The sequence below is a fragment of the Nocardia sp. NPDC051463 genome, from assembly GCF_040681975.1.
In the GTDB taxonomy this organism is placed as follows: Bacteria; Actinomycetota; Actinomycetes; order Mycobacteriales; family Mycobacteriaceae; genus Nocardia.
In genome coordinates, this window is the sequence record NZ_JBFBAB010000018.1 from 19,062 (window position 1) to 37,465 (window position 18,404).

20 protein-coding genes are annotated in these 18,404 nt (G+C 65.9%); 7 read left to right on the top strand and 13 right to left on the bottom strand.

The genetic code is table 11. The annotated features are described in order from the left end of the window. Positions 1 to 47 precede the first annotated feature (47 nt). Positions 48 to 773 carry a TetR/AcrR family transcriptional regulator gene (locus AB0M74_RS22415; protein ID WP_366528218.1) on the bottom strand — a complete coding sequence of 242 codons (726 nt, stop codon included), beginning with the start codon at positions 771 to 773 and terminating at the stop codon, positions 48 to 50. Positions 774 to 1,037: 264 nt separating this feature from the next. Here AB0M74_RS22415 and AB0M74_RS22420 point away from each other — a divergent pair, with 264 nt between their 5' ends. Next, entirely contained in the window at positions 1,038 to 1,916 is an 879-nt protein-coding gene (locus AB0M74_RS22420; RefSeq protein WP_366528219.1) for a tyrosine-protein phosphatase, read from the top strand. A gap of 56 nt (positions 1,917 to 1,972) precedes the next feature. On the opposite strand, the gene AB0M74_RS22425 is transcribed toward AB0M74_RS22420, so the two are convergent. Further along, positions 1,973 to 2,749, bottom strand: coding sequence for a TetR family transcriptional regulator (locus tag AB0M74_RS22425; RefSeq protein ID WP_366528220.1), 777 nt, complete (start codon positions 2,747 to 2,749; stop codon positions 1,973 to 1,975). A 90-nt stretch (positions 2,750 to 2,839) separates the two neighbouring features. Between AB0M74_RS22425 and AB0M74_RS22430 the strand changes: the two genes are divergently transcribed. After that, on the top strand, positions 2,840 to 4,051 hold the full coding sequence (locus AB0M74_RS22430; RefSeq protein WP_366528221.1) for an FAD-dependent monooxygenase: 1,212 nt from the start codon (positions 2,840 to 2,842) through the stop codon (positions 4,049 to 4,051). Between the two features lie 79 nt (positions 4,052 to 4,130). Further along, a complete protein-coding gene (locus AB0M74_RS22435; RefSeq protein ID WP_366528222.1) occupies positions 4,131 to 4,856 on the top strand; it encodes a DUF899 domain-containing protein in 726 nt (241 codons plus the stop codon). A gap of 196 nt (positions 4,857 to 5,052) precedes the next feature. Here AB0M74_RS22435 and AB0M74_RS22440 read toward each other — a convergent pair whose 3' ends face one another. Beyond that, entirely contained in the window at positions 5,053 to 6,444 is a 1,392-nt protein-coding gene (locus tag AB0M74_RS22440) for a glycine--tRNA ligase (RefSeq protein ID WP_366528223.1), read from the bottom strand. 191 nt (positions 6,445 to 6,635) lie between these two features. Between AB0M74_RS22440 and AB0M74_RS22445 the strand changes: the two genes are divergently transcribed. Both AB0M74_RS22445 and AB0M74_RS22450 read left to right on the top strand, forming a co-directional pair. Beyond that, entirely contained in the window at positions 6,636 to 6,986 is a 351-nt protein-coding gene (locus tag AB0M74_RS22445) for a metalloregulator ArsR/SmtB family transcription factor (protein WP_328410690.1), read from the top strand. A gap of 3 nt (positions 6,987 to 6,989) precedes the next feature. Continuing rightward, on the top strand, positions 6,990 to 7,421 hold the full coding sequence (locus tag AB0M74_RS22450) for a Fur family transcriptional regulator (RefSeq protein WP_366528224.1): 432 nt from the start codon (positions 6,990 to 6,992) through the stop codon (positions 7,419 to 7,421). A 227-nt stretch (positions 7,422 to 7,648) separates the two neighbouring features. On the opposite strand, the gene AB0M74_RS22455 is transcribed toward AB0M74_RS22450, so the two are convergent. Continuing rightward, positions 7,649 to 8,629 carry a hypothetical protein gene (locus AB0M74_RS22455; protein WP_366528225.1) on the bottom strand — a complete coding sequence of 327 codons (981 nt, stop codon included), beginning with the start codon at positions 8,627 to 8,629 and terminating at the stop codon, positions 7,649 to 7,651. 103 nt (positions 8,630 to 8,732) lie between these two features. Between AB0M74_RS22455 and AB0M74_RS22460 the strand changes: the two genes are divergently transcribed. Further along, positions 8,733 to 9,353 carry a TetR/AcrR family transcriptional regulator gene (locus AB0M74_RS22460; RefSeq protein ID WP_366528226.1) on the top strand — a complete coding sequence of 207 codons (621 nt, stop codon included), beginning with the start codon at positions 8,733 to 8,735 and terminating at the stop codon, positions 9,351 to 9,353. A 250-nt stretch (positions 9,354 to 9,603) separates the two neighbouring features. On the opposite strand, the gene AB0M74_RS22465 is transcribed toward AB0M74_RS22460, so the two are convergent. The 5 genes from AB0M74_RS22465 to AB0M74_RS22485 form a co-directional block, all read right to left on the bottom strand. Next, complete coding sequence (locus AB0M74_RS22465; protein ID WP_328412832.1) at positions 9,604 to 9,960, bottom strand: hypothetical protein; 357 nt, start codon at positions 9,958 to 9,960, stop codon at positions 9,604 to 9,606. Between the two features lie 85 nt (positions 9,961 to 10,045). Further along, entirely contained in the window at positions 10,046 to 10,876 is an 831-nt protein-coding gene (locus AB0M74_RS22470) for an isoprenyl transferase (RefSeq protein WP_366528319.1), read from the bottom strand. A gap of 134 nt (positions 10,877 to 11,010) precedes the next feature. Continuing rightward, positions 11,011 to 11,784: a DNA repair protein RecO gene (gene recO / locus AB0M74_RS22475; protein WP_366528227.1), complete on the bottom strand. Its 774-nt coding sequence runs from the start codon at positions 11,782 to 11,784 to the stop codon at positions 11,011 to 11,013. Positions 11,785 to 11,903: 119 nt separating this feature from the next. After that, the gene (locus AB0M74_RS22480) at positions 11,904 to 12,506 is read right to left on the bottom strand and encodes a TetR/AcrR family transcriptional regulator (protein ID WP_366528228.1); all 603 of its coding nucleotides are present in this window, start codon (positions 12,504 to 12,506) and stop codon (positions 11,904 to 11,906) included. Further along, positions 12,493 to 13,359 (bottom strand): alpha/beta hydrolase, encoded by an 867-nt coding sequence (locus tag AB0M74_RS22485; RefSeq protein WP_366528229.1) that lies wholly within the window; start codon positions 13,357 to 13,359, stop codon positions 12,493 to 12,495. The genes AB0M74_RS22480 and AB0M74_RS22485 overlap by 14 nt, the downstream gene beginning before the upstream one ends. Before the next feature lie 181 nt (positions 13,360 to 13,540). On the opposite strand from AB0M74_RS22485, the gene AB0M74_RS22490 reads away from it, so the two are divergent. Then, positions 13,541 to 14,965, top strand: coding sequence for an amidase (locus AB0M74_RS22490; protein WP_366528230.1), 1,425 nt, complete (start codon positions 13,541 to 13,543; stop codon positions 14,963 to 14,965). 181 nt (positions 14,966 to 15,146) lie between these two features. Here AB0M74_RS22490 and era read toward each other — a convergent pair whose 3' ends face one another. From era to ybeY, 4 genes are read right to left on the bottom strand one after another with little or no spacing between them, the layout of a single operon-like run. Then, entirely contained in the window at positions 15,147 to 16,049 is a 903-nt protein-coding gene (era, locus tag AB0M74_RS22495) for a GTPase Era (protein ID WP_366528231.1), read from the bottom strand. Further along, positions 16,039 to 16,398 carry a cytidine deaminase gene (locus tag AB0M74_RS22500; RefSeq protein WP_366528232.1) on the bottom strand — a complete coding sequence of 120 codons (360 nt, stop codon included), beginning with the start codon at positions 16,396 to 16,398 and terminating at the stop codon, positions 16,039 to 16,041. The genes era and AB0M74_RS22500 overlap by 11 nt, the downstream gene beginning before the upstream one ends. Next, entirely contained in the window at positions 16,391 to 17,758 is a 1,368-nt protein-coding gene (locus AB0M74_RS22505) for a hemolysin family protein (RefSeq protein WP_366528233.1), read from the bottom strand. Before AB0M74_RS22505 ends, AB0M74_RS22500 begins: the two co-directional genes overlap by 8 nt. Continuing rightward, a complete protein-coding gene (ybeY, locus tag AB0M74_RS22510; protein ID WP_366528234.1) occupies positions 17,755 to 18,309 on the bottom strand; it encodes an rRNA maturation RNase YbeY in 555 nt (184 codons plus the stop codon). The genes AB0M74_RS22505 and ybeY overlap by 4 nt, the downstream gene beginning before the upstream one ends. Positions 18,310 to 18,404 lie beyond the last annotated feature (95 nt).

An 18,404-nucleotide genomic window follows, 5' to 3' on the forward strand; every position in this document is an offset into this window, starting at 1 on the left:
CGACATCGAATGCCGTCCGCATCGATGACCGGGCACTACGGGTGGCGTCATGCGTCGGTTGAATCGCCCGTTCGGCTCCCCCGCACTTCCCGGCCGGATTTCGAACGGCTCGAATGGCGGGGAGACACCGTCCGGTCGCCGACGGCGTATTCGGCCAGTCCATGTTCCAGCACTTCGAAAGCGCGCCTGCCCTGCGCAAGTACGTCACGGATGAGGTTGGGGCCGCGGCGACCAGCGAGCACCTCATGGTGGATGTATTTCTGCATCGCGCGTAGTACACCGATCAGAGCATTGGCCACGACCCATACGTCGACGTCGGTGTCGGTGACACCGGCCTCTTCGGCCATCAGGGCGGCGAGACTGTCGACACTGGCGTCGAAGAGGTGCCGTTGGCGGGTTTGCAGGGTGGTGCTGGCGTCGATCATTCGGGCGATGGCGGCCAGGCGTTCGATGGCGTCGGGGTCCTCAGCGGCCAGCAGGCCACGAGGTTGGACCACGAATTCGCCGAATGCGGCGAATGCCGACGTACCGGGCGGCCGTTCCCGAATCACCCGCAGGAGGGTGGCGCTGAAATCGTCCATTCCACTGAAGATCAGGTCTTCCTTGGTGCCGAAGTAGTTGAACACGGTCTTCTCGGACACGCTTGCGGCGCGGGCAATTTCGACTACCGTGACGTTGTCGAAGCCGCGTTCCGCGAACAGCGAGGTGGCCGTGTCGACGATCTGCTGCCTGGTCTGAAGTTTCTTGCGCGCCCGCAATCCGAGTTCGGTCACCAGCTCACGGTAACACTTGACATATAGTCACAATATTTTTACGGTGACAGTAAATTGACTGAGGAGAGAGAGCCAAGACCATGACGGCGACGATGACATCCCGGGACCCGGGCACTCGCCCGAATGAATCCGCATCCGATCGTCCCGATCCCGCGCGAACCACCCGCGGGCTGTCCAGCGGGGCGATGCGCATCGATATCGGCATGACCGAAGGCGGCTTCGCCCGTCCGGTCGCATTACCCAGGTGCACCGTTGCATAGTCCAGTGGCGGCGACAGTCAAGCAATCCGCCGAGCGGCTCGAGCACGACATGTGGCAAGCAGCCGACGTGCTTGCCCACCGGTCGCGAGTGGGCTCGAGAATCGAGAGCGCGATCGGAGCGGTGACCGAGTGTGAGCACCGCAACTGGGAGGAGCTGGCCCGAATACGCAGCACACGGTTGGCAGATGAGACCGACCCGCGATGGATCGATGATTTCGCCAGGGTCGCCAACGTGCGCGACTTCGGTGGGCTCGAGACCACCGATGGCAGGAGAACCCGATCCGGTGCCCTCTACCGGTCCAGCACTCCGGAATGCGCCGACGCGGACGATGTCGGCAAATTGGTCGACACCCTCGGGGTCCGATCGGTGATCGACGTACGCACAGCCGATGAATTCGCACGACACGGCCATGGATTGTTGGACGATCGCGACGATATCGACATCGTCAATTGTCCGATCAGCTCCCCTGTTCCACCGGCCCGCGGCCAGGCAGACTTCGTCAAGCTCTACCAGGAGTGCCTGGAATTCAGCCCGCAGGCGTTCGTGGCGTCCGCGCGACACATCATCAACGCCGATGGCGCCACCCTCATCCACTGCGCCCATGGAAAAGACCGCACCGGCATGCTGATCGCCGTGCTACAGCACGCCGTGGGCGTCCCACGCAAGGCCATCCAGCGCGACTACGAGCTCACGAATCTACGCCTCGAAGAGATCCGGGCGATCGAGAGCATCAGACCACCGCGCGCCGCGGTGCCGCAGGCCATGAAAAGATTCCTCGACACCCTCGAAGGGATGGGCGGCGGAGCCGGATATCTGCGCACCCATGGCCTGACCGACGGAGAGCTCACCCGCCTGCGCGAAGTGCTCACATCCGCTCCATGAGCGCCAACGATTTTCACGCCCTTGGCGAATCAAATGTCTCAAAAATCGTCTCATAATCAATCCTCCGGCGCGTGCAACTCCCCGCGCACCGACAGGTGCCGATAGAGGGTCGCGCGCGAGACGCCCAGCTCGGCGGCGATGTCATCGACGGTGTACGCGCCGGACGCGCGCATCGTCCGTGCGGATTCGACCATCGCTTCGCTCATCGCGCCCGGTCTACCTCGGAGATTGCGCCGATCCGAACTCGACTGCGGTGTCGTAGCGACGACCGGTGAGTCCGTCGAGATTCCTTGCGGCACAGCCACACCGAGGAGACGGCGCGCCCCTTCCAGGATCGCGGCGCGCAGCTCGGCGGTCGACTGATCGGCAAAGATGACCACCGGGTCGCTGAGTGCGGCATAGACCTGTGCGGCGTTCACCCGCGCCCCCAGGTCGGCACCCTCGCCTGCGATCAGCTCTTGTGCGCGCAGGGCCGCATCACGCAACCTACCGAAGGTCGCGACGTGTGCCGACAGCGCCTGGTCTCTCATGTGCATCTGGAGCAGCTGGCCATGTGACAGCCACAGATCCAGCAGTCCGACCACGACTGCCCACCGCGCGCTCCCGGAATCGGGCTGACCACCTGCCGTCGCGAGCACGGCGTCCATCTCGGCGAGCAACGGCTCGGCGAGTGCGGGGATGATGTCGCTTTTGCTCGGAAAGTGGTAGAGCACAGCAGTTTTCGTCAAACCGAGATGTTCGGCGATCTCCCGCACGGTGACGGCGTGATAGCCGCGTGCGGCGAACATGTCCAGCGCTGCTCGCAGGATACGAGCGCGAGTGTCATCGGTCATCCGCGAAATTCTAGCCCTTGACTGACCCAGGGTCAGGAGCCTACGGTCCTACTGACCATGGGTCAGTATTTATGAGACACGGGAGCGGACATGAAGAACGAGCGGATTCTCATCTCTGGTGCGAGCATCGCCGGGCAGACGCTGGCGTACTGGCTTGCGCGACATGGATTCCAACCCACGGTGATCGAGCGAGCGCCGCGGCCGCGTTCCGGCGGACAGGGCGTCGATGTCCGCGATCAAGCTATCCAGGTTGCCGAACGGATGGGCGTCATGCCGCAGATCCGGGCAGCCGCCGCCGATGTAGCCGAGATGCGGTTCGTCGACGCGAGGGACCGTGGTATCGCCCGCATCGATATGGCCCGTATCGGTGACAAGCACGGCAGCGGCGAGGTGGAGATCATGCGCGGTGACCTGGTCGGGATCCTGCACGACGCCAACACCGGCACCGTCGAGCACTTCTTCGGCGAGTCGATCCGATCCCTGGAGCAGGACACCGACGGTGTCACGGTCACCTTCGAAAACCGCGAACCTCGGCGCTTCGACCTGGTCATCGGCGCGGACGGCATGCATTCGAACGTGCGCAGTCTCGCCTTCGGCCCGGAATCGCGGTTCGTCCGCCACATGGGACACTACTTCGCATTCGGCAATACCGGTTCGGAATATGGCCAGGACCGGACGATGACGGTGTTCAACACGGCGGGAACGATGGCGGGCGTCTACCGCTCGGGCAATCACGCACAGGCCAAGGCGTACTTCATGTTCCGCAGCCCACAACGCGACTACGACCATCGCGATCCCGCTGCCGAGCGCCGCCTGCTCACCGACGCGTTCGCGGACCGAACCGATTGGCGGATACCAGAACTCCTCGCGGGTGCGCTCGCGGACCCCGACCTCTACATCGATGCCCTCAGCCAGGTACGCATGGATTCCTGGGCGACCGGTCGCATCGCGCTGGTCGGGGACGCCGCCTACTGCGCGTCGCCGGCCTCGGGCGCGGGCGCCGAGCTGTCGCTGATCGGCGCCTACCGGCTGGCGGGTGAGTTGACGGCCGCGGGTGGCGATCATCGAATCGCCTTCCGACGCTATGAGCAAACCCACCGCGAGTTGGTAGAGCGCAAGCAGAAGATCGGCCCGAACCTGCGTCTCATGGCGCCCAAGACGCGGATCGGCATCGCGGTGCGCAACACCATCGCGCGATCGCCGCTGCTGGAGTCCCTTGCCGGCGTGGAACGCATCATGGCGCCGTCGACGACTGCCACGCTGCCGGAGTTTCGCCCAGCGCCCTCGACAACGGCGAGCTGACACCCGCGCGATGACTTCTGCGCGGCTGCCCGGTCTACATACGCAGACGTGTGTTCATCGAAACCCGAGGAGAATTGTCATGGATCGTCCGACCGTGGTTTCCCGCGACGAATGGCTGACGGCGCGCAAGCAACTGCTCGCCGAAGAACGGGCGCAGACCCATCGCCAGGATGCGCTGGCCGCCCGGCGTCGCGAACTGCCGATGGTGGTTGTCGACAAGAAATACGAGTTCGAAGGACCGAAGGGGAGGGTCGGCCTGGCCGAGCTCTTCGACGGGCAACGACAGCTGATCGTTTATCACATGATGTGGCGATGGGACCTGGACGCGGGCTGTCCCAGCTGCGCGCTGCTGCTCGACAACGTCGGGCATACCGAGCATCTCGAATACAACGACACCAGGTTCGTCGCCGTTTCGCGCGGGCCGTGGGAGACGCTGAACCGCTACCGGGATCGGATGGGCTGGACATTCCCGATGTACTCGTCCTACAACAGCGACTTCAACTACGACTTCCACGCGACACAGGACGAGTCCATCGCACCCGTCGAATACAACTATGCGAGCAAGTCGGAAATGCAGGCCAAGGGCCTGAACTGGCAGACCGAGGGCGAACAGCCCGGCACCAGCGTCTTCTGGCGTGACGACGACAACGCGGTCTTCCACACCTATTCGTCCTATGCCCGCGGCGGCGACATTCTCATAGGCACGAACAACTACCTGGACCTGACCCCGCTGGGCAGGCAGAAGCACGTGGCCGAATTCCCCCACCACGACCGCTACGGCAGCACCGCAACCCCCTGCCACTGACCGCGAGCCCACCAGTCGGCATCGCCTGGAGCACAACCGAATCCATCGCCGGGCCGCCGGCCGACATCCGGACGCCTTGGGGTTTCGCGCTGCTGATCCCGACCGCCATCGGGCTGACCGCCGGATCACCGACGGCATCGACGCGGCACTGAAAAGCGAGGCCGCCGGCACCTGCTGACGGCCTCGACCGGCGTTCTCAGGAACCGATCAGATGCTGGGCGAGGTAGCCCTCGACCTTGTCCAGCGCGATCCGCTCCTGCGCCATCGAGTCGCGCTCGCGGATAGTGACGGCCTGGTCGTCGAGCGTGTCGAAGTCGACGGTGATACAGAACGGAGTGCCGATCTCGTCCTGGCGACGGTAACGACGGCCGATCGCGCCTGCATCGTCGAACTCGACATTCCAGTTCTTCCGCAGCTGCGCGGCCAGGTCCTTCGCCTTCGGCGTCAGATCCGCGTTGCGCGACAACGGCAGCACGGCCGCCTTCACCGGCGCGAGCCTGCGGTCCAGCCGCAGCACCGTGCGAACATCCACGCCGCCCTTGGCATTCGGCGCCTCGTCCTCCGCGTAGGCATCCACGAGGAACGCCATCAGCGAACGGGTCAGACCGGCCGCTGGTTCGATGACGTACGGGGTGTAGCGCTCGTTGGTGTTCTGATCGAAGAAGCTCAAGTCGGTGCCGGAGTGCTCCGAATGCGTCTTCAGGTCGAAGTCGGTGCGGTTGGCCACGCCCTCCAACTCGCCCCACTCGCTGCCCTGGAAGCGGAAGCGGTACTCGATGTCGACCGTGCGGGTCGAGTAGTGCGAGAGCTTGTCCTTGGGGTGCTCGTAGAGCCGCAAGTTCTCCGGGTCGATGCCGAGGTCGGTGTACCAGGCCAACCGAGTGTCGATCCAGTACTGGTGCCACTGCTCGTCGTCGCCGGGCTTGACGAAGAATTCCATCTCCATCTGCTCGAACTCACGGGTGCGGAAAATGAAGTTGCCCGGCGTGATCTCGTTGCGGAAGCTCTTGCCGATCTGCGCGATGCCGAACGGAGGCTTCTTGCGCGCGGTGGTCTCCACGTTCTTGTAGTTGACGAAGATGCCCTGCGCGGTCTCCGGGCGGAGGTAGTGCAGGCCTTCCTCGGACTCGATCGGGCCCAGGTAGGTCTTCAGCATCATGTTGAAGTCGCGCGGCTCGGTCCACTTGCCGACCGTGCCGCAATTGGGGCACGCGATGACGTCCATCGAGACGCTGTCGGGGTCGTCGAAGTTGTTCTTCTCGGCGTAGGCCTCCTGCAGATGGTCCTGCCGGTGCCGGTGATGGCAATTGAGGCATTCGACGAGTGGATCGTTGAACACACCGACGTGGCCGGAGGCTACCCAGACCTGGCGCGGCAGGATCACCGAGGAGTCGAGGCCGACGACGTCCTCGCGGCTGGTGACCATCGAGCGCCACCACTGCCGCTTGATGTTCTCCTTGAGCTCGACGCCGAGCGGACCGTAATCCCACGCCGATTTGGTGCCTCCGTAGATCTCACCGCACGGGTACACCAGCCCCCGGCGCTTGGCGAGGTTGGCAACGGTGTCCACCTTCGACTTGGGTGCCACGCGAGAATTCTCCATCCACTGCGAGTCGGATTGGTAGTGACGACGCCATCGCGTAGTCACTACGCTGCAAGTGTCACCAGACTATCGGCATCGGCCAAGGGGATTTCCACCGCACACCGGCGGCGAGCCCGTTTGACATGCGCAACTGTGCATATCAAAATGGAATCGCTTTCCAATAAGGAGTTGGTTCGATGACCGCCGAGACCGCCACCGCGCATCCCCACAACCCGTACCGGTCGCCCGCGCCCGCCGCGGTGCCCGCACGAACCGTTCTGGAGGACGCGGGCGAACTGCTACGCGCCCTCGCAGCCCCGGTCCGCATCGCGATCGTGTTGCAACTACGCGAGTCGCCGCGCTGTGTGCACGAGCTGGTCGACGCGCTCGGGGTCACCCAACCGCTGGTCAGCCAGCATCTGCGCATTCTCAAGTCCGCGGGCGTCGTGCACGGGGAGCGGTCGGGCCGCGAGGTGCTGTACGAACTCGTCGACGATCACCTTGCGCACATCGTTGTCGACGCCGTGGCGCATGCCGAGGAAGGGTAATTCGTGACGGACAAAACGGTCTTCCCACAGAAGCCGGTGGGCATCCGCAGCACTCGCCAGCGCAGTGCGATCGCCGCGCTGCTCAGCGACATCGAAGAGTTCCGCTCTGCGCAGGAGCTGCACGACGAGCTGCGCCGCCGCGGCGAGGGCATCGGGCTGACCACGGTCTACCGCACCCTGCAGTCGTTGGCGGACGCCGGCCTCGTTGATGTGTTGCGCACCGACACCGGAGAGTCGGTCTATCGACAGTGCTCCACCGGACACCATCACCATCTGGTCTGCCGCCATTGCGGGCGCACCGTCGAGGTGGAAGGTCCCACGGTAGAGGCATGGGCCGAATCCATTGCGGGTGAACATGGTTTCACCGAGGTCAGCCACACCATGGAGGTCTTCGGCACCTGCAAGTCCTGCGCGAAAGCGGGTCACACAGCCTGACAAGGATCGGGTCCACATGTCGTTCGTGGTCCGTGGGTCGCCTTCACCCCTGTTCCCGAACCGCGGGGTCGGCGAGAGTACAACGGCGCCCACCGATCTCGACACCCGTGTACACCGCGGGTGCCACCTCTCGGTCACCTTTCGGACCGTCCTGAGCCGAATATTGTTGAAGGCCACCAGCACTCGGCGGACCGAGCGGTGGTGGCCTTCGGGCTCAGCCGAGCGAGTCAGACGGCCGCGACCGGCTCGGACGTAACGGCCTGCGCCTGTGGGGTGCCCGCGCGGGTGCCGCGCAGTGCGCCGACACCGAGCAGAGCCAGCGCCACAGCAGCCCAGATCAGCAGGACCACAAGGGGTTTCGCGGCACCAGCACCGTCGAAGTATGCCACCGAGCGCAGGAGCGACGCGGCGGCACCCGGCGGCAGCAACTGACCGACAGCGCCCCACGGCTGCGGCAACAGCTCCGGGGCCGAGGTGGCGGCAGAGAACGGGTTGCCGATAAGCAGCATGGTCAGCGCGGCGAGACCGATGCCTGCTCGGCCGATAGCGGTGGCGAGGCCGACGACCGTACCCGAGACCGCGAAGGACACCAGTCCCGCGACCGCGGCCAGCCCGAGATAGGGACCCGGCACCACCGACATCCACCCCTGGATGATCGCCATGCTGAGCAGGCCACCGGCGATACCGAAGGTCACCAGACCGGCCACTCGGCCGCCGACCGCCGGAATCAGCAGGCTGAGCAGCACGCCCGCCGCGATACCCGACATGACCAGGGGCAACACCATAGCCCCGAAGGCGGTGCCACGCGGGTCGTCGGAGTCGGCCGCGACCACATCCTCGACCTGCGTGGCCGGTGCGCCGGAGAGCTGTTGCGCGATCGCGGTGAGCTGCTGGGCGACGGCGGGGCTTGCGCCGGAGGCAATGAGCACCCGCGGCGCGCCGCCACCGGTGATGATCGCGCCATAGACCTCACGGTCTTCGATGGCGGCGCGCGCGGCGGCTTCGTCGGCCGGGTTCGAGATGTCGAAGGCGTCCGGGCTGTACTGGCCGAGCTTGCCGGCAACCATGGCGGCCTGCGGCCCGGTGACGGCGAGCGGCACGTCCCGCGGCGCGATATTGGCTGCGGGCCACGCGAACGCGATCAACATCAGCGCTTGGAGCAGGGCGGCGCCGAGGCCGACAGCAATCGCCCGCTGACTGGTGTTCATGTCCATCTCCCAAAAAATCGAATGTTCGTTCTCTTTCGATAGGAACACCGTTGCACGAGGCACGAAAGTTGTCAAGAACGGACATTCGTTTTACTTTGGTGACATGCCCCGAGTCAGCGATGAACACCTGGAACGCCGTCGCCAGCAGATCCTCGACGCCGCGCAACTGTGCTTTGCCCGAAAGGGCTTCCACGAGACATCCATGCAGGACGTCTTCGCCGAATCCGGGCTGTCTGCCGGGGCGGTCTATCGGTATTTCAAGAGCAAGAACGAGCTGATCATGGCGCTGACCACGCAGACCATGGTGGACGTGCGCGCGGCGATGTCGGAAGTGATCCACGGCGACCCACTGCCGACCCCTGCCGAATTGGTCCGCACCCTCGCCGAGCGCATCGTCGCCCAGAGCGGACCGGCGGGCCCGATCCGACTTGCTCCGCAGGTCTGGGCGCTGGCGCTGGTCCATCCCGAGGCGTCCGAGTACGTCAAGGACGCTATCCGCGCGATGCGCGAGCTGTGGCATGAGTACGCCCAGCTCATGCACGACGCAGGCTGGCTGCCCGCGGACGCCGACACACACGCGGTGGCGACCGCGATGATCTGCTACGTGCCCGGATTCATGTTGCAGCACTTGATCATCGGCGATCCAGACCCCGAAACGCTGGCCCGCGGCATCGCGACGCTGCTCCCCTACCGGGAACCTGTCGCCCAGCCCGCGACGACCTGACCGGCCAACCGCCGGGTCGACGCCCATACAGGCACCGGTATTCGACTATGAGCCGGCCGAGGCGTTCGGCCGTACGGACCGTGCCGTGCGGGCGCTCGTTCCAGTCATGCCGATGGCGGAGGACGGATGATTGCTGACAGTGCGGGCTTGGACGCGACAGGACGAGGCGACGGTTCCATGTGGCGACGCAGATGTCCGCAGCACCGTCACGACTCCAACATGACAGCTCTCATGGACGCCGACAGCAGGATCAGGGCAGCAAACCCTGTCTGGCCCGGCCCGCGCCCGACAGCACCAGCAACAACATGGTCGCCAACGCCTGATCGTCCAGGCCCGCGGCCGGGAAGGTGTAGCGCAGAATCACATCGGCCAGCTGCCCGTGTGCGATCAGGGTGATCGAGCCGAACTGCAGGGCGCTATTGCGTTCGGCGACGCGCTTGTGCAGCTGCGTTTTCAGCGGGCGGTCCCAGGCCAGCACGCAGGTCAGCGTCAGCACGTCCAGTCCGGGCGCCAAGTTGACCGCGCGCAGCGAGCACAGTGCGCCTTCGTACTCGAAGCCGAGCGAACCCTCCGGGTCCACGCGTACGTCGACGTCGTAGAGCGACATACAGGCGCCGGCCCGCGCCTGTAGCTCCTGCTCCGGGGTGACCGCTGCGTCCATATCCGTGCCGCCGTTCAGTTGGTGCCGCCGTTCATTTGGTCCCACCGAAGCGGCGGTCACGCGAAGCGTACTGGAGGCAGGCCTCCCACAGGTTGCGCCGGTCGAAATCGGGAAACAGGGTGTCCTGATAGACGAATTCGGCGTACGCCGACTGCCAGATGAGGAAGTTCGAGCTGCGGAACTCACCCGACGGCCGCAGGAAAAGGTCGACGTCAGGCATATCCGGCTCGTCGAGATACTTGGCGACCGTCGCCTCGGTGACCCGCTCGGGGTCGATCTCGCCCGCCGCAACTCGACGCGCGATTTCCCTTGCCGCATCGGCAATTTCGGCACGCCCACCGTAGTTGACACACATGGTGAGGGTCATCACCGTGTTGTCTTTGGTGAGTTCCTGCGCGGTCTCCAGTTCGTTGATCACACTGCGCCACAACCGCGGCCGCCGACCGGCCCACCGAACGCGCACGCCCATCTCGTTCATCTCGTCGCGCCTGCGGCGGATGACGTCGCGGTTGAAGCCCATGAGGAAGCGCACTTCCTCCGGGCTGCGTCGCCAGTTCTCGGTGGAGAAGGCGTAGGCCGACAACCACTTCACGCCGATCTCGATGCAGCCCTCGACGGTGTCCATCAGCACCGCCTCACCGCGCTCGTGCCCCGCCGTGCGCGGCAGCCCGCGCTCCTGCGCCCATCGCCCGTTGCCGTCCATCACCAGCGCGACGTGGTTGGGCACCAACTCCGGCGGCAGCTCCGGTGGCCGCGCCCCCGAGGGGTGCTGCGACGGTGGACGGACGGTGCGCTCGACATCTGGCCGCGCGCTTTTCGACCTGGTCCCGGAAGAGTCTCGACGGAGGATCACGGCCTCCATCCTGCCTGATGCCACCCGCGCTCCGGAACGCCCTCCACCATCGATGGCAGGGAGCCATTCGGCGGCGCCGACAGTGGCGATCCGCACGCCTTGAGGTGCCGCTCGGACGGAGTATCCGGAGGGCTGGGGGTCGATCAGCCGGGGTGACCGGCGGCCGCGCTGAGCGCCTGCTCGGTCCGAGAGCGTTCGACGAGCGGCAAGGTGCGCAGTTGACGCTCGAGGTGCCACTGCAGGTGGGCCGCGACAAGACCGCTGGCTTGCCTGCGAACTCCGTCGGAGGTGGTCTCGATGTAGTCCCACTCGCCGCGGCGCAGTGCGATCAGTAGATCGAGCACTCCCGGCGCGGGGGTGGCCGCGCCGGGCGGACGGCAGTGCACGCAGACCGCGCCACCGGCGGCGACATGGAACGCTCGATGCGGGCCGGGGGTCGCGCATCGGGCGCATTCGTCCAGTGCGGGCGCCCAACCCGCGAAACCCATGGCGCGCAACAGAAATGCGTCCAGAATCAATTCGTGCGGCCGCTGTTTGGCCGCGATCGCCCGCAAGGCGGCCGCGGTCAGCGCATGCAACCGCGGTGCGGGTGCGCGCTCCTCACCTGCCAGCCGCTCGGCGGTCTCCAGCACCGCGCACGCCGTGGTGTAGCGCCCGTAGTCGTCCACAATGTCGGAGGCGAAGGCCTCCATCGTGTGCACCTGGGTGACGGTGTCGAGATTGCGTCCCGGATGCAGTTGTACGTCCACATAGGCGAAGGGCTCCAGTCGAGCACCGAACCGCGACTTGGTCCGTCGCACACCCTTGGCCACGGCGCGCACCAATCCGTGTTGGCGCGTCAGCAACGTGACAATGCGATCCGCCTCGCCCAGCTTGTGCTGGCGAACCACCACCGCCTCATCCCGATACAACCGCACCCGATCATCCTCCCACGCCGACCCGACACCCACCTTCCGACGCACCCACCGCTTCATGCCCACCGAGCGGGGCGTGGTGACGATCTCTCGACAGGTGCTCGGCAGCCTCCCGTTCGACGCTATCCGTTCTGGATGAGGCCGGCGACCAGCAGCATCAGGGATTGCTGAGCCTGGGCGCGGGCGGCGTCTTTGTCGGCGGCGTGGGCAACGATCAGTCCGGCCTCGCTGACGGCGCTGAGGATCAGCTGGGCGAGTACCGGGATCGATACGTCGGGGATCAGCCCTTCGGCGCGGGCACGTTCCAGTTCGGAGATGATCAGTCCGAGTCCGTGGCGGGCCTCGAATTCGCGCCAGGCCTGCCAGCCGAGCACGGCGGGGGCGTCGAACAATGCGATCCGGATCATCTCGGGGCGCTGGCAGATTTCCAGGAAGACGCCGAGGCCGATGGCCATGGAGGTCATGATGTCGTCGGGGCCTGCCGCGCCGATGGCGGTTTCGATCTCCGCGGTGTTCTCGATCTCCAGCTGCTCCAGCACCGCGAGGAACAGACCGCGTTTGTCGCCGTAGTGGTGGTGGAGCGCGCCGCGGGTGACCCCCGCCTCGGTGACCAGTTCCTCCGCCGAGGTAGCAGCGAAGCCGCGCTCGGCGAACAGGCGGCGGCCTGCCTGCTCGAGCGCGGCTTTCGTGGTGCGGGAGCGATCCTCCTGGCTACGGCGTGGCATGCAGCCGAGTGAACTCCAGAATCGTTTCGGCGAGCAACTCGGGCTGATCTTCCGGGAGGAAGGTGTAGGAGTCGTCGATGAGTGTCATGGTGGCGTTCGGCAGGTCATGAGTAAGGCGTTCGGCGAAGGAGACCGGGAAGAATTTGTCCTCGCGGGCCCACGCGACCAGTACCGGAATATGGACCGACGCGAAATGGGTGGCGGCCTCCAGTGTGTAGCGGCGGTGCACCGATGTGATGAAGCGCCGCAGGTCACTGCGGATGGCGGCAGAATTGCGGCTCGGCAGCAGATAGGAATCGACGATCTCGGGCGCCACCGGATACTTGGCCGCCCACCCGAAGGCGATCGGCGTTCGGTGCAGTGCGCGGATGCGCATCAGCTCGGTCAGCGACCGCAGCGAGCCGGGGATGCGCGCGATCAGCGCCAGTGTGCTGAATGGCGGCGGGAAGAAGCTTTCGTAGGAGTCGACCGACGCCAGCACCGCGCGGCCGATGCGGTCCGGTTTACGGGTCAGCAGTATTTGGGTGATTGCGCCGCCGGTGTCGTTGGCGACGATGGTGACGTCGGTGAGGTCGAGCTGTTCGAGGAAGGCGGCGATGAGATCGGCGACGCCGGTCGGCGTGAGGTCTGCGCCGGGGACCGGGATCGAATGCGCACCGAGCGGAAGATCCGGACTCAGGCATCGATAACCCGCCGCGGCGACGGCCGGGACGACATCGCGCCATAGATCGGCATTGACCAACAGGCCGTGCACGAAGACGACAGGCGGCCCCGCTCCCGTGTCGTGATATCGGATGCTGCCGCCTGGCAATTCCACCTCATGCGCGCGGCCGAGTGACGTACTGATTCCCATGGTTCCTCCAGGGTGCTCGTGGTACCGATCCACTGTTACATACATACCGTATGTATGTCTATACACCTGAGCCGAACCTCCGAGCCCGTGCGCACGTAGATCCGACAGATCGCGCCGACGTGGACGGTTGACCAGATTGGCGCTACCGTGCGTATGCAGAGAATGAGGAGACGGAGCTCACATGTTCGTAGCGGACCCCACCCAATTGCCGACCGACGACCTCGGACTTGCCGACCTCGCGGCCGCGATCGCCAAGGGCACCGTCAGCTCCGTCGCTGCAGTGGGTTCGGTCCTCGATCGCATCGAAGCAAGCCAGACGACGCTCAACGCCTTTCGTCACGTGCGCCGCGCAGAGGCACTCGCCGAAGCGGCCGAGGCGGATCGGCGACTGGCCGCAGGCGAGCGCCTGCCGCTGCTCGGTGTGCCGATCGCGGTGAAGGACGACACCGATATCGCCGGTATGCCGACAGCATTCGGCTGCGGTGGCGACTTCGCGCCGAAAACCGAAGACGCCGAATCGGTTCGGCGACTGCGCGCGGCCGGTGCCGTGATCGTCGGGAAGACCAACACCTGCGAACTCGGACAGTTACCTTTCACCAGCGGCGCGGCCTTCGGCCACACCCGCAATCCGTGGCACGCCGAACACACACCCGGTGGCTCCTCCGGTGGTTCGTCGGCCGCGGTCGCCGCCGGATTGGTGCCCGCCGCACTGGGTTCCGACGGCGCGGGCTCGATTCGGATCCCCGCCTCATGGACGAATCTCGTCGGCATCAAGCCGCAACGCGGCCGGATCTCCACCTGGCCGGAGGCCGAGGCATTCCACGGCCTCACCGTGAACGGACCGATGGCCCGGACCGTCGGCGATGCCGCACTGCTGCTCGACCTCGCCGCAGGCCCGCATGCCGGCGATAAGCACACCCCCGCCCCATTGCGGGTCTCGGACGCGATCGGCCACGATCCCGGACGGCTGCGGATCGCGTTGTCGCTACGAATTCCTTTCACCGCCACCCGGACTGCGCTGCACCCCGAGGTCGAGGCCGCGGTCCAGGGTATTGCCACCGCGCTGCGCAGGCTGGGCCACACCGTCACCGTCGCCGACCTGAACTACGGCGTCATGATCGGCGCGACCTTCCTGCCACGGTCGATGGCGGGCATCAAGGCGCGGCACGAGCAAATGCCCGGCGCTGTCATCGACCCGCGCACCAGCGCCAACATCCGCGTCGGCCAATTGCTCAGCGGCCCTGCCCTGTTCGCGGCTCGCCAGGCAGAACCGTTGCTGCACAAACAAATCGGCAGCTTCTTCCGCGACTTCGACGTCGTCCTGGCCCCGACCACCGCGACCCCGCCACCCCGCGCCGAAGACATCGACGGCATCGGGGTGAACGCCACCAACAACCTCATCACCGCGGCCTGTCCCTACACCTGGCCGTGGAACGTCCTCGGCTGGCCGAGCGTGAATGTCCCCGCAGGCTTCACCGACACCGGTCTGCCCGTCGGCGCCCAGCTGATGGGCACCGCCAACTCGGAGCCATTGCTCGTTTCCGTTGCCGCCCAACTGGAATCGGAGCTCCGCTGGGACCGGTACCGACCCGACCCCTGGTGGTAGATCAACCGCGGCGGGGTCTACCGCCGCGGTCGTGCCACGACCGATCGTGACCCCGCTCGTGCGCCCCTGCCACCGGGCGACCGTTTCGTCTACACCGGGTCACCGACGTGTCGGACGCGAGACTATGAAACACCCTGTGCTGCAGCACGTTCAGCCTCTCGAATCACCTCGGCCCACGCCGTCAGAAGCCGAGCTTGCCGAGTTGCTTCGGATCGCGCTGCCAGTCCTTGGCCACCTTCACATGCAGGTGCAGGTAGATGCGGACGCCCAGGATGTGTTCGATCTGGTGGCGGGCATTGGTGCCCACCTCCTTCAGACGCGCGCCACCCTTGCCGATGACGATGGCCTTCTGGCTGGGACGTTCGACGTAGAGCAGCGCGTGGACATCGAGCATGTCCTCGTTCTCTTCGCGCGGGAGAACCTCTTCGATGACGACGGCGAGCGAGTGCGGCAGTTCATCTCGGACACCCTCGAGCGCCGCCTCACGAATGAGCTCGGCCATCAGGGTTTCTTCCGGCTCGTCGGTGAGTTCACCGTCAGGGTAGAAAGCCGGGCCCTCGGGCATTTTCGAGGCGATAACATCGACCAGGACTTCGACCTGCTCACCCTTGACAGCCGAGACCGGCACCACGTCGGCGTCCGGGCCGAGCAGTTGTGAGAGCGCCATCAACTGCTCGGCGACCTGGTCGCGGCTCACCTTGTCGATCTTGGTGACCACGCCGAGGACGGTGGTTTTCGGCGCCATCTGCTTGATCTGCGCGACGATCCACTTGTCGCCGGGGCCGATCTTCTCATCCGCCGGGATGCACAGCGCGATGACATCGACCTCGGAATAGGTGTCGCGCACCAGATCGTTCAGTCGCTGGCCGAGTAGCGTGCGCGGGCGGTGCAGCCCGGGGGTGTCGACCAGGATCAGTTGGGCGTGCTCGCGGTGCACGATGCCGCGGATGGTGTGCCTGGTGGTTTGCGGACGCGAAGAGGTGATCGCGATCTTCGAACCGACCAACGCATTGGTCAGCGTCGACTTGCCGGTATTCGGTCGACCGACGAAACAGACGAAACCGGAACGGAATTCAGCCACCATGCACCTCGGTGGCCGCAGCGTCGTCGACGATGTCGAAAACCGCGCCGTCACGATCGGTGAAGACGATCCGCGCCTCGGCGGACACTTCCCGAACCGCCGAGACTCCGGCGTCGGAGAACCGACCGCCGACAACCACCGCCGCCTCGAACCCCTCGGCACCGCTGGAGATCGCGGCGGCCACCGCGGCCTGCAGCGCGGTCAAACGCAGCGCCTCCAGTGCAACCTCGCCCGCCGCGTAAGTCCGGCCGTCGGTATCACGGATCGCCGCGCCCGCGCCACCACCGGTGCGGCCCAACGCGCCTCGCGCGAGAACCACGAGTTTGGCGTCCTCGGCATCCAATTCAGTCATCGCTGTCTCCATCCTGGTCTCGATCGGGCACGGTCTCCCGCTCCGATCCATTGGCTCTGCGTTTGCCGTTCGATTTCTCGGACTCGGCTTTGTCGCTGCGTGTTTTCTCGAGTGCCCTGCGCACCACGATGGTGTTCACCCGCACCCTGCCGCGGGCATCCGGGCCGCCTTCACCGCACAGCATCAGGCCGTGTACGACGACCTTCGAACCGGGCAGCGGCACCCTGCCGAGCGCGTGCGCGAGCAGGCCGCCGACGGTGTCGACGTCCTCCTCCTCGATCTCCATGCCGTAAATCTCGGCGAGGTCGTCCACCGACAGGCGGGCCGACACCCGGTACCGGCCGTCGCCGAGATCTTCGATGGGCGGAGTCTCATCGGTGTCGTACTCGTCGGCGATCTCGCCGACGATCTCCTCCAGCACGTCCTCGATGGTCACCAACCCGGCGATACCGCCGTATTCGTCGATCAGCAGCGCCATATGGTTGCGCCTGCGCTGCATCTCGTCGAGCAGGCTGTCGAGCGGCTTGGAGTCGGGCATGAAGACCGCCGTGCGCATCACCTCGCGCACGTACACCTTCCTGCTCCGATCCGCGTACGGCACAAGGTCTTTCAGATAGACGACGCCCAGAATATCGTCGACGTTCTCGCCGACCACCGGAATCCGGGAGTGCCCACTGCGCACCGCGAGCGACATCGCTTGGGCCGCGGTCTTATCGGCCTCGATCCAGACCATCTCGGTGCGCGGCACCATGACCGCGCGAGCCGGGGTGTCGCCGAGTTCGAAGACCGACTGGATCATCCTGCGCTCGTCGTCGGCCACCACACCGCGCTCGGAGGCCATCTCGACCACCTCGCGCAGTTCGATCTCGGAAGCGAAGGGCCCGTTGCGAAATCCCTTACCCGGCGTGATCGCGTTACCGATCAGAATCAGCAGCCTGCTCACCGGGCCGAGCAGCGCGCCGATGAACTGCAAGGGCACCGCGGCCGCCAAGGCAATGGAGTAGGCGTGCTGGCGACCGAGGGTGCGTGGGCCGACCCCGATCACGACATAGTCGACGAGCACCATCACAGCGGCGGTGAACAGCAGCGCCCAATCGTCGTCCCAGAGCGGGATCAGCGCCGCCGCGAGCAGCACTGTCGCACTGATCTCAGACAGGATGCGCAGCAGCACAAGGAGATTCACGTACCGAGGCCGGTCGGACACGATCCGGCTCAGCCGGACGGCGCCGGCCCGTTCGATGCGGACCATATCGTCGAGACGAGCGGGTGAGATGGTATTCAATGCCGCATCCACGGCAGCGAACACGCCGCCCACCGGGACCAGCAGGACTGCCGACAAGATGAGGGTCAGCGAATTCACGCGGGGCCCAGCGCGTCACCCGGTGTAGTGAAACCCGCCTTCCCCAGCAACCTGGCGTCGCGGGCGGCGAGTTCGGCGCGGCGCTGTTCCTCACGCAGGCTCTCGTACCACTCTTCGAGCAGCCTGGCCTGCAGCGCGAACATCTCTTTCTCCTCCTCAGGCTCGGCATGGTCGTAGCCGAGGAGGTGGAGCACGCCGTGCACCGTGAGCAGCGCCAGTTCGTGGTCGAGCGAATGGCCCGCCTTGCGCGCCTGGCCCGCCGCGAACTCCGGGCACAACACGATGTCGCCGAGCATCGAGGGGCCGGGTTCGGGGCTGTCGGGCCGTCCGCCCGGCTCCAGCTCGTCCATCGGGAACGACATCACGTCGGTCGGACCGGGGAGGTCCATCCAGCGCATGTGCAGGTCCGCCATGGTGTCGAGATCGACGAGCACCATCGACAGCTCGGCCGCCGGATGCACGTCCATCTGAGCGATGGCAAAGCGCGCGACACTGACGAGGTCTTCTTCGGGCACGTCCATACCCGATTCGTTGGCGATCTCGATACTCACCCGATAAGACTACGGCCCGGCGGTTGTGCCGTCGGACCGGAGGCCGCGTGGCGCATCGAAATCGCCGTGAGACACGAAAGGCCGACGCCGCCTCA

Excerpts from the sequence above, each read along its gene's own strand:
- AB0M74_RS22425 (WP_366528220.1), bottom strand. The coding sequence starts at position 2,749 with ATGACCGATGACACTCGCGCTCGTATCCTGCGAGCAGCGCTGGACATG.
- AB0M74_RS22430 (WP_366528221.1), top strand. The coding sequence starts at position 2,840 with ATGAAGAACGAGCGGATTCTCATCTCTGGTGCGAGCATCGCCGGGCAG.
- AB0M74_RS22435 (WP_366528222.1), top strand. The coding sequence starts at position 4,131 with ATGGATCGTCCGACCGTGGTTTCCCGCGACGAATGGCTGACGGCGCGC.
- AB0M74_RS22445 (WP_328410690.1), top strand. The coding sequence starts at position 6,636 with ATGACCGCCGAGACCGCCACCGCGCATCCCCACAACCCGTACCGGTCG.
- AB0M74_RS22455 (WP_366528225.1), bottom strand. The coding sequence starts at position 8,629 with ATGAACACCAGTCAGCGGGCGATTGCTGTCGGCCTCGGCGCCGCCCTG.
- AB0M74_RS22460 (WP_366528226.1), top strand. The coding sequence starts at position 8,733 with ATGCCCCGAGTCAGCGATGAACACCTGGAACGCCGTCGCCAGCAGATC.
- AB0M74_RS22465 (WP_328412832.1), bottom strand. The coding sequence starts at position 9,960 with ATGTCGCTCTACGACGTCGACGTACGCGTGGACCCGGAGGGTTCGCTC.
- AB0M74_RS22470 (WP_366528319.1), bottom strand. The coding sequence starts at position 10,876 with ATGGAGGCCGTGATCCTCCGTCGAGACTCTTCCGGGACCAGGTCGAAA.
- AB0M74_RS22480 (WP_366528228.1), bottom strand. The coding sequence starts at position 12,506 with ATGCCACGCCGTAGCCAGGAGGATCGCTCCCGCACCACGAAAGCCGCG.
- AB0M74_RS22485 (WP_366528229.1), bottom strand. The coding sequence starts at position 13,359 with ATGGGAATCAGTACGTCACTCGGCCGCGCGCATGAGGTGGAATTGCCA.
- AB0M74_RS22490 (WP_366528230.1), top strand. The coding sequence starts at position 13,541 with ATGTTCGTAGCGGACCCCACCCAATTGCCGACCGACGACCTCGGACTT.
- era (WP_366528231.1), bottom strand. The coding sequence starts at position 16,049 with ATGGTGGCTGAATTCCGTTCCGGTTTCGTCTGTTTCGTCGGTCGACCG.
- AB0M74_RS22500 (WP_366528232.1), bottom strand. The coding sequence starts at position 16,398 with ATGACTGAATTGGATGCCGAGGACGCCAAACTCGTGGTTCTCGCGCGA.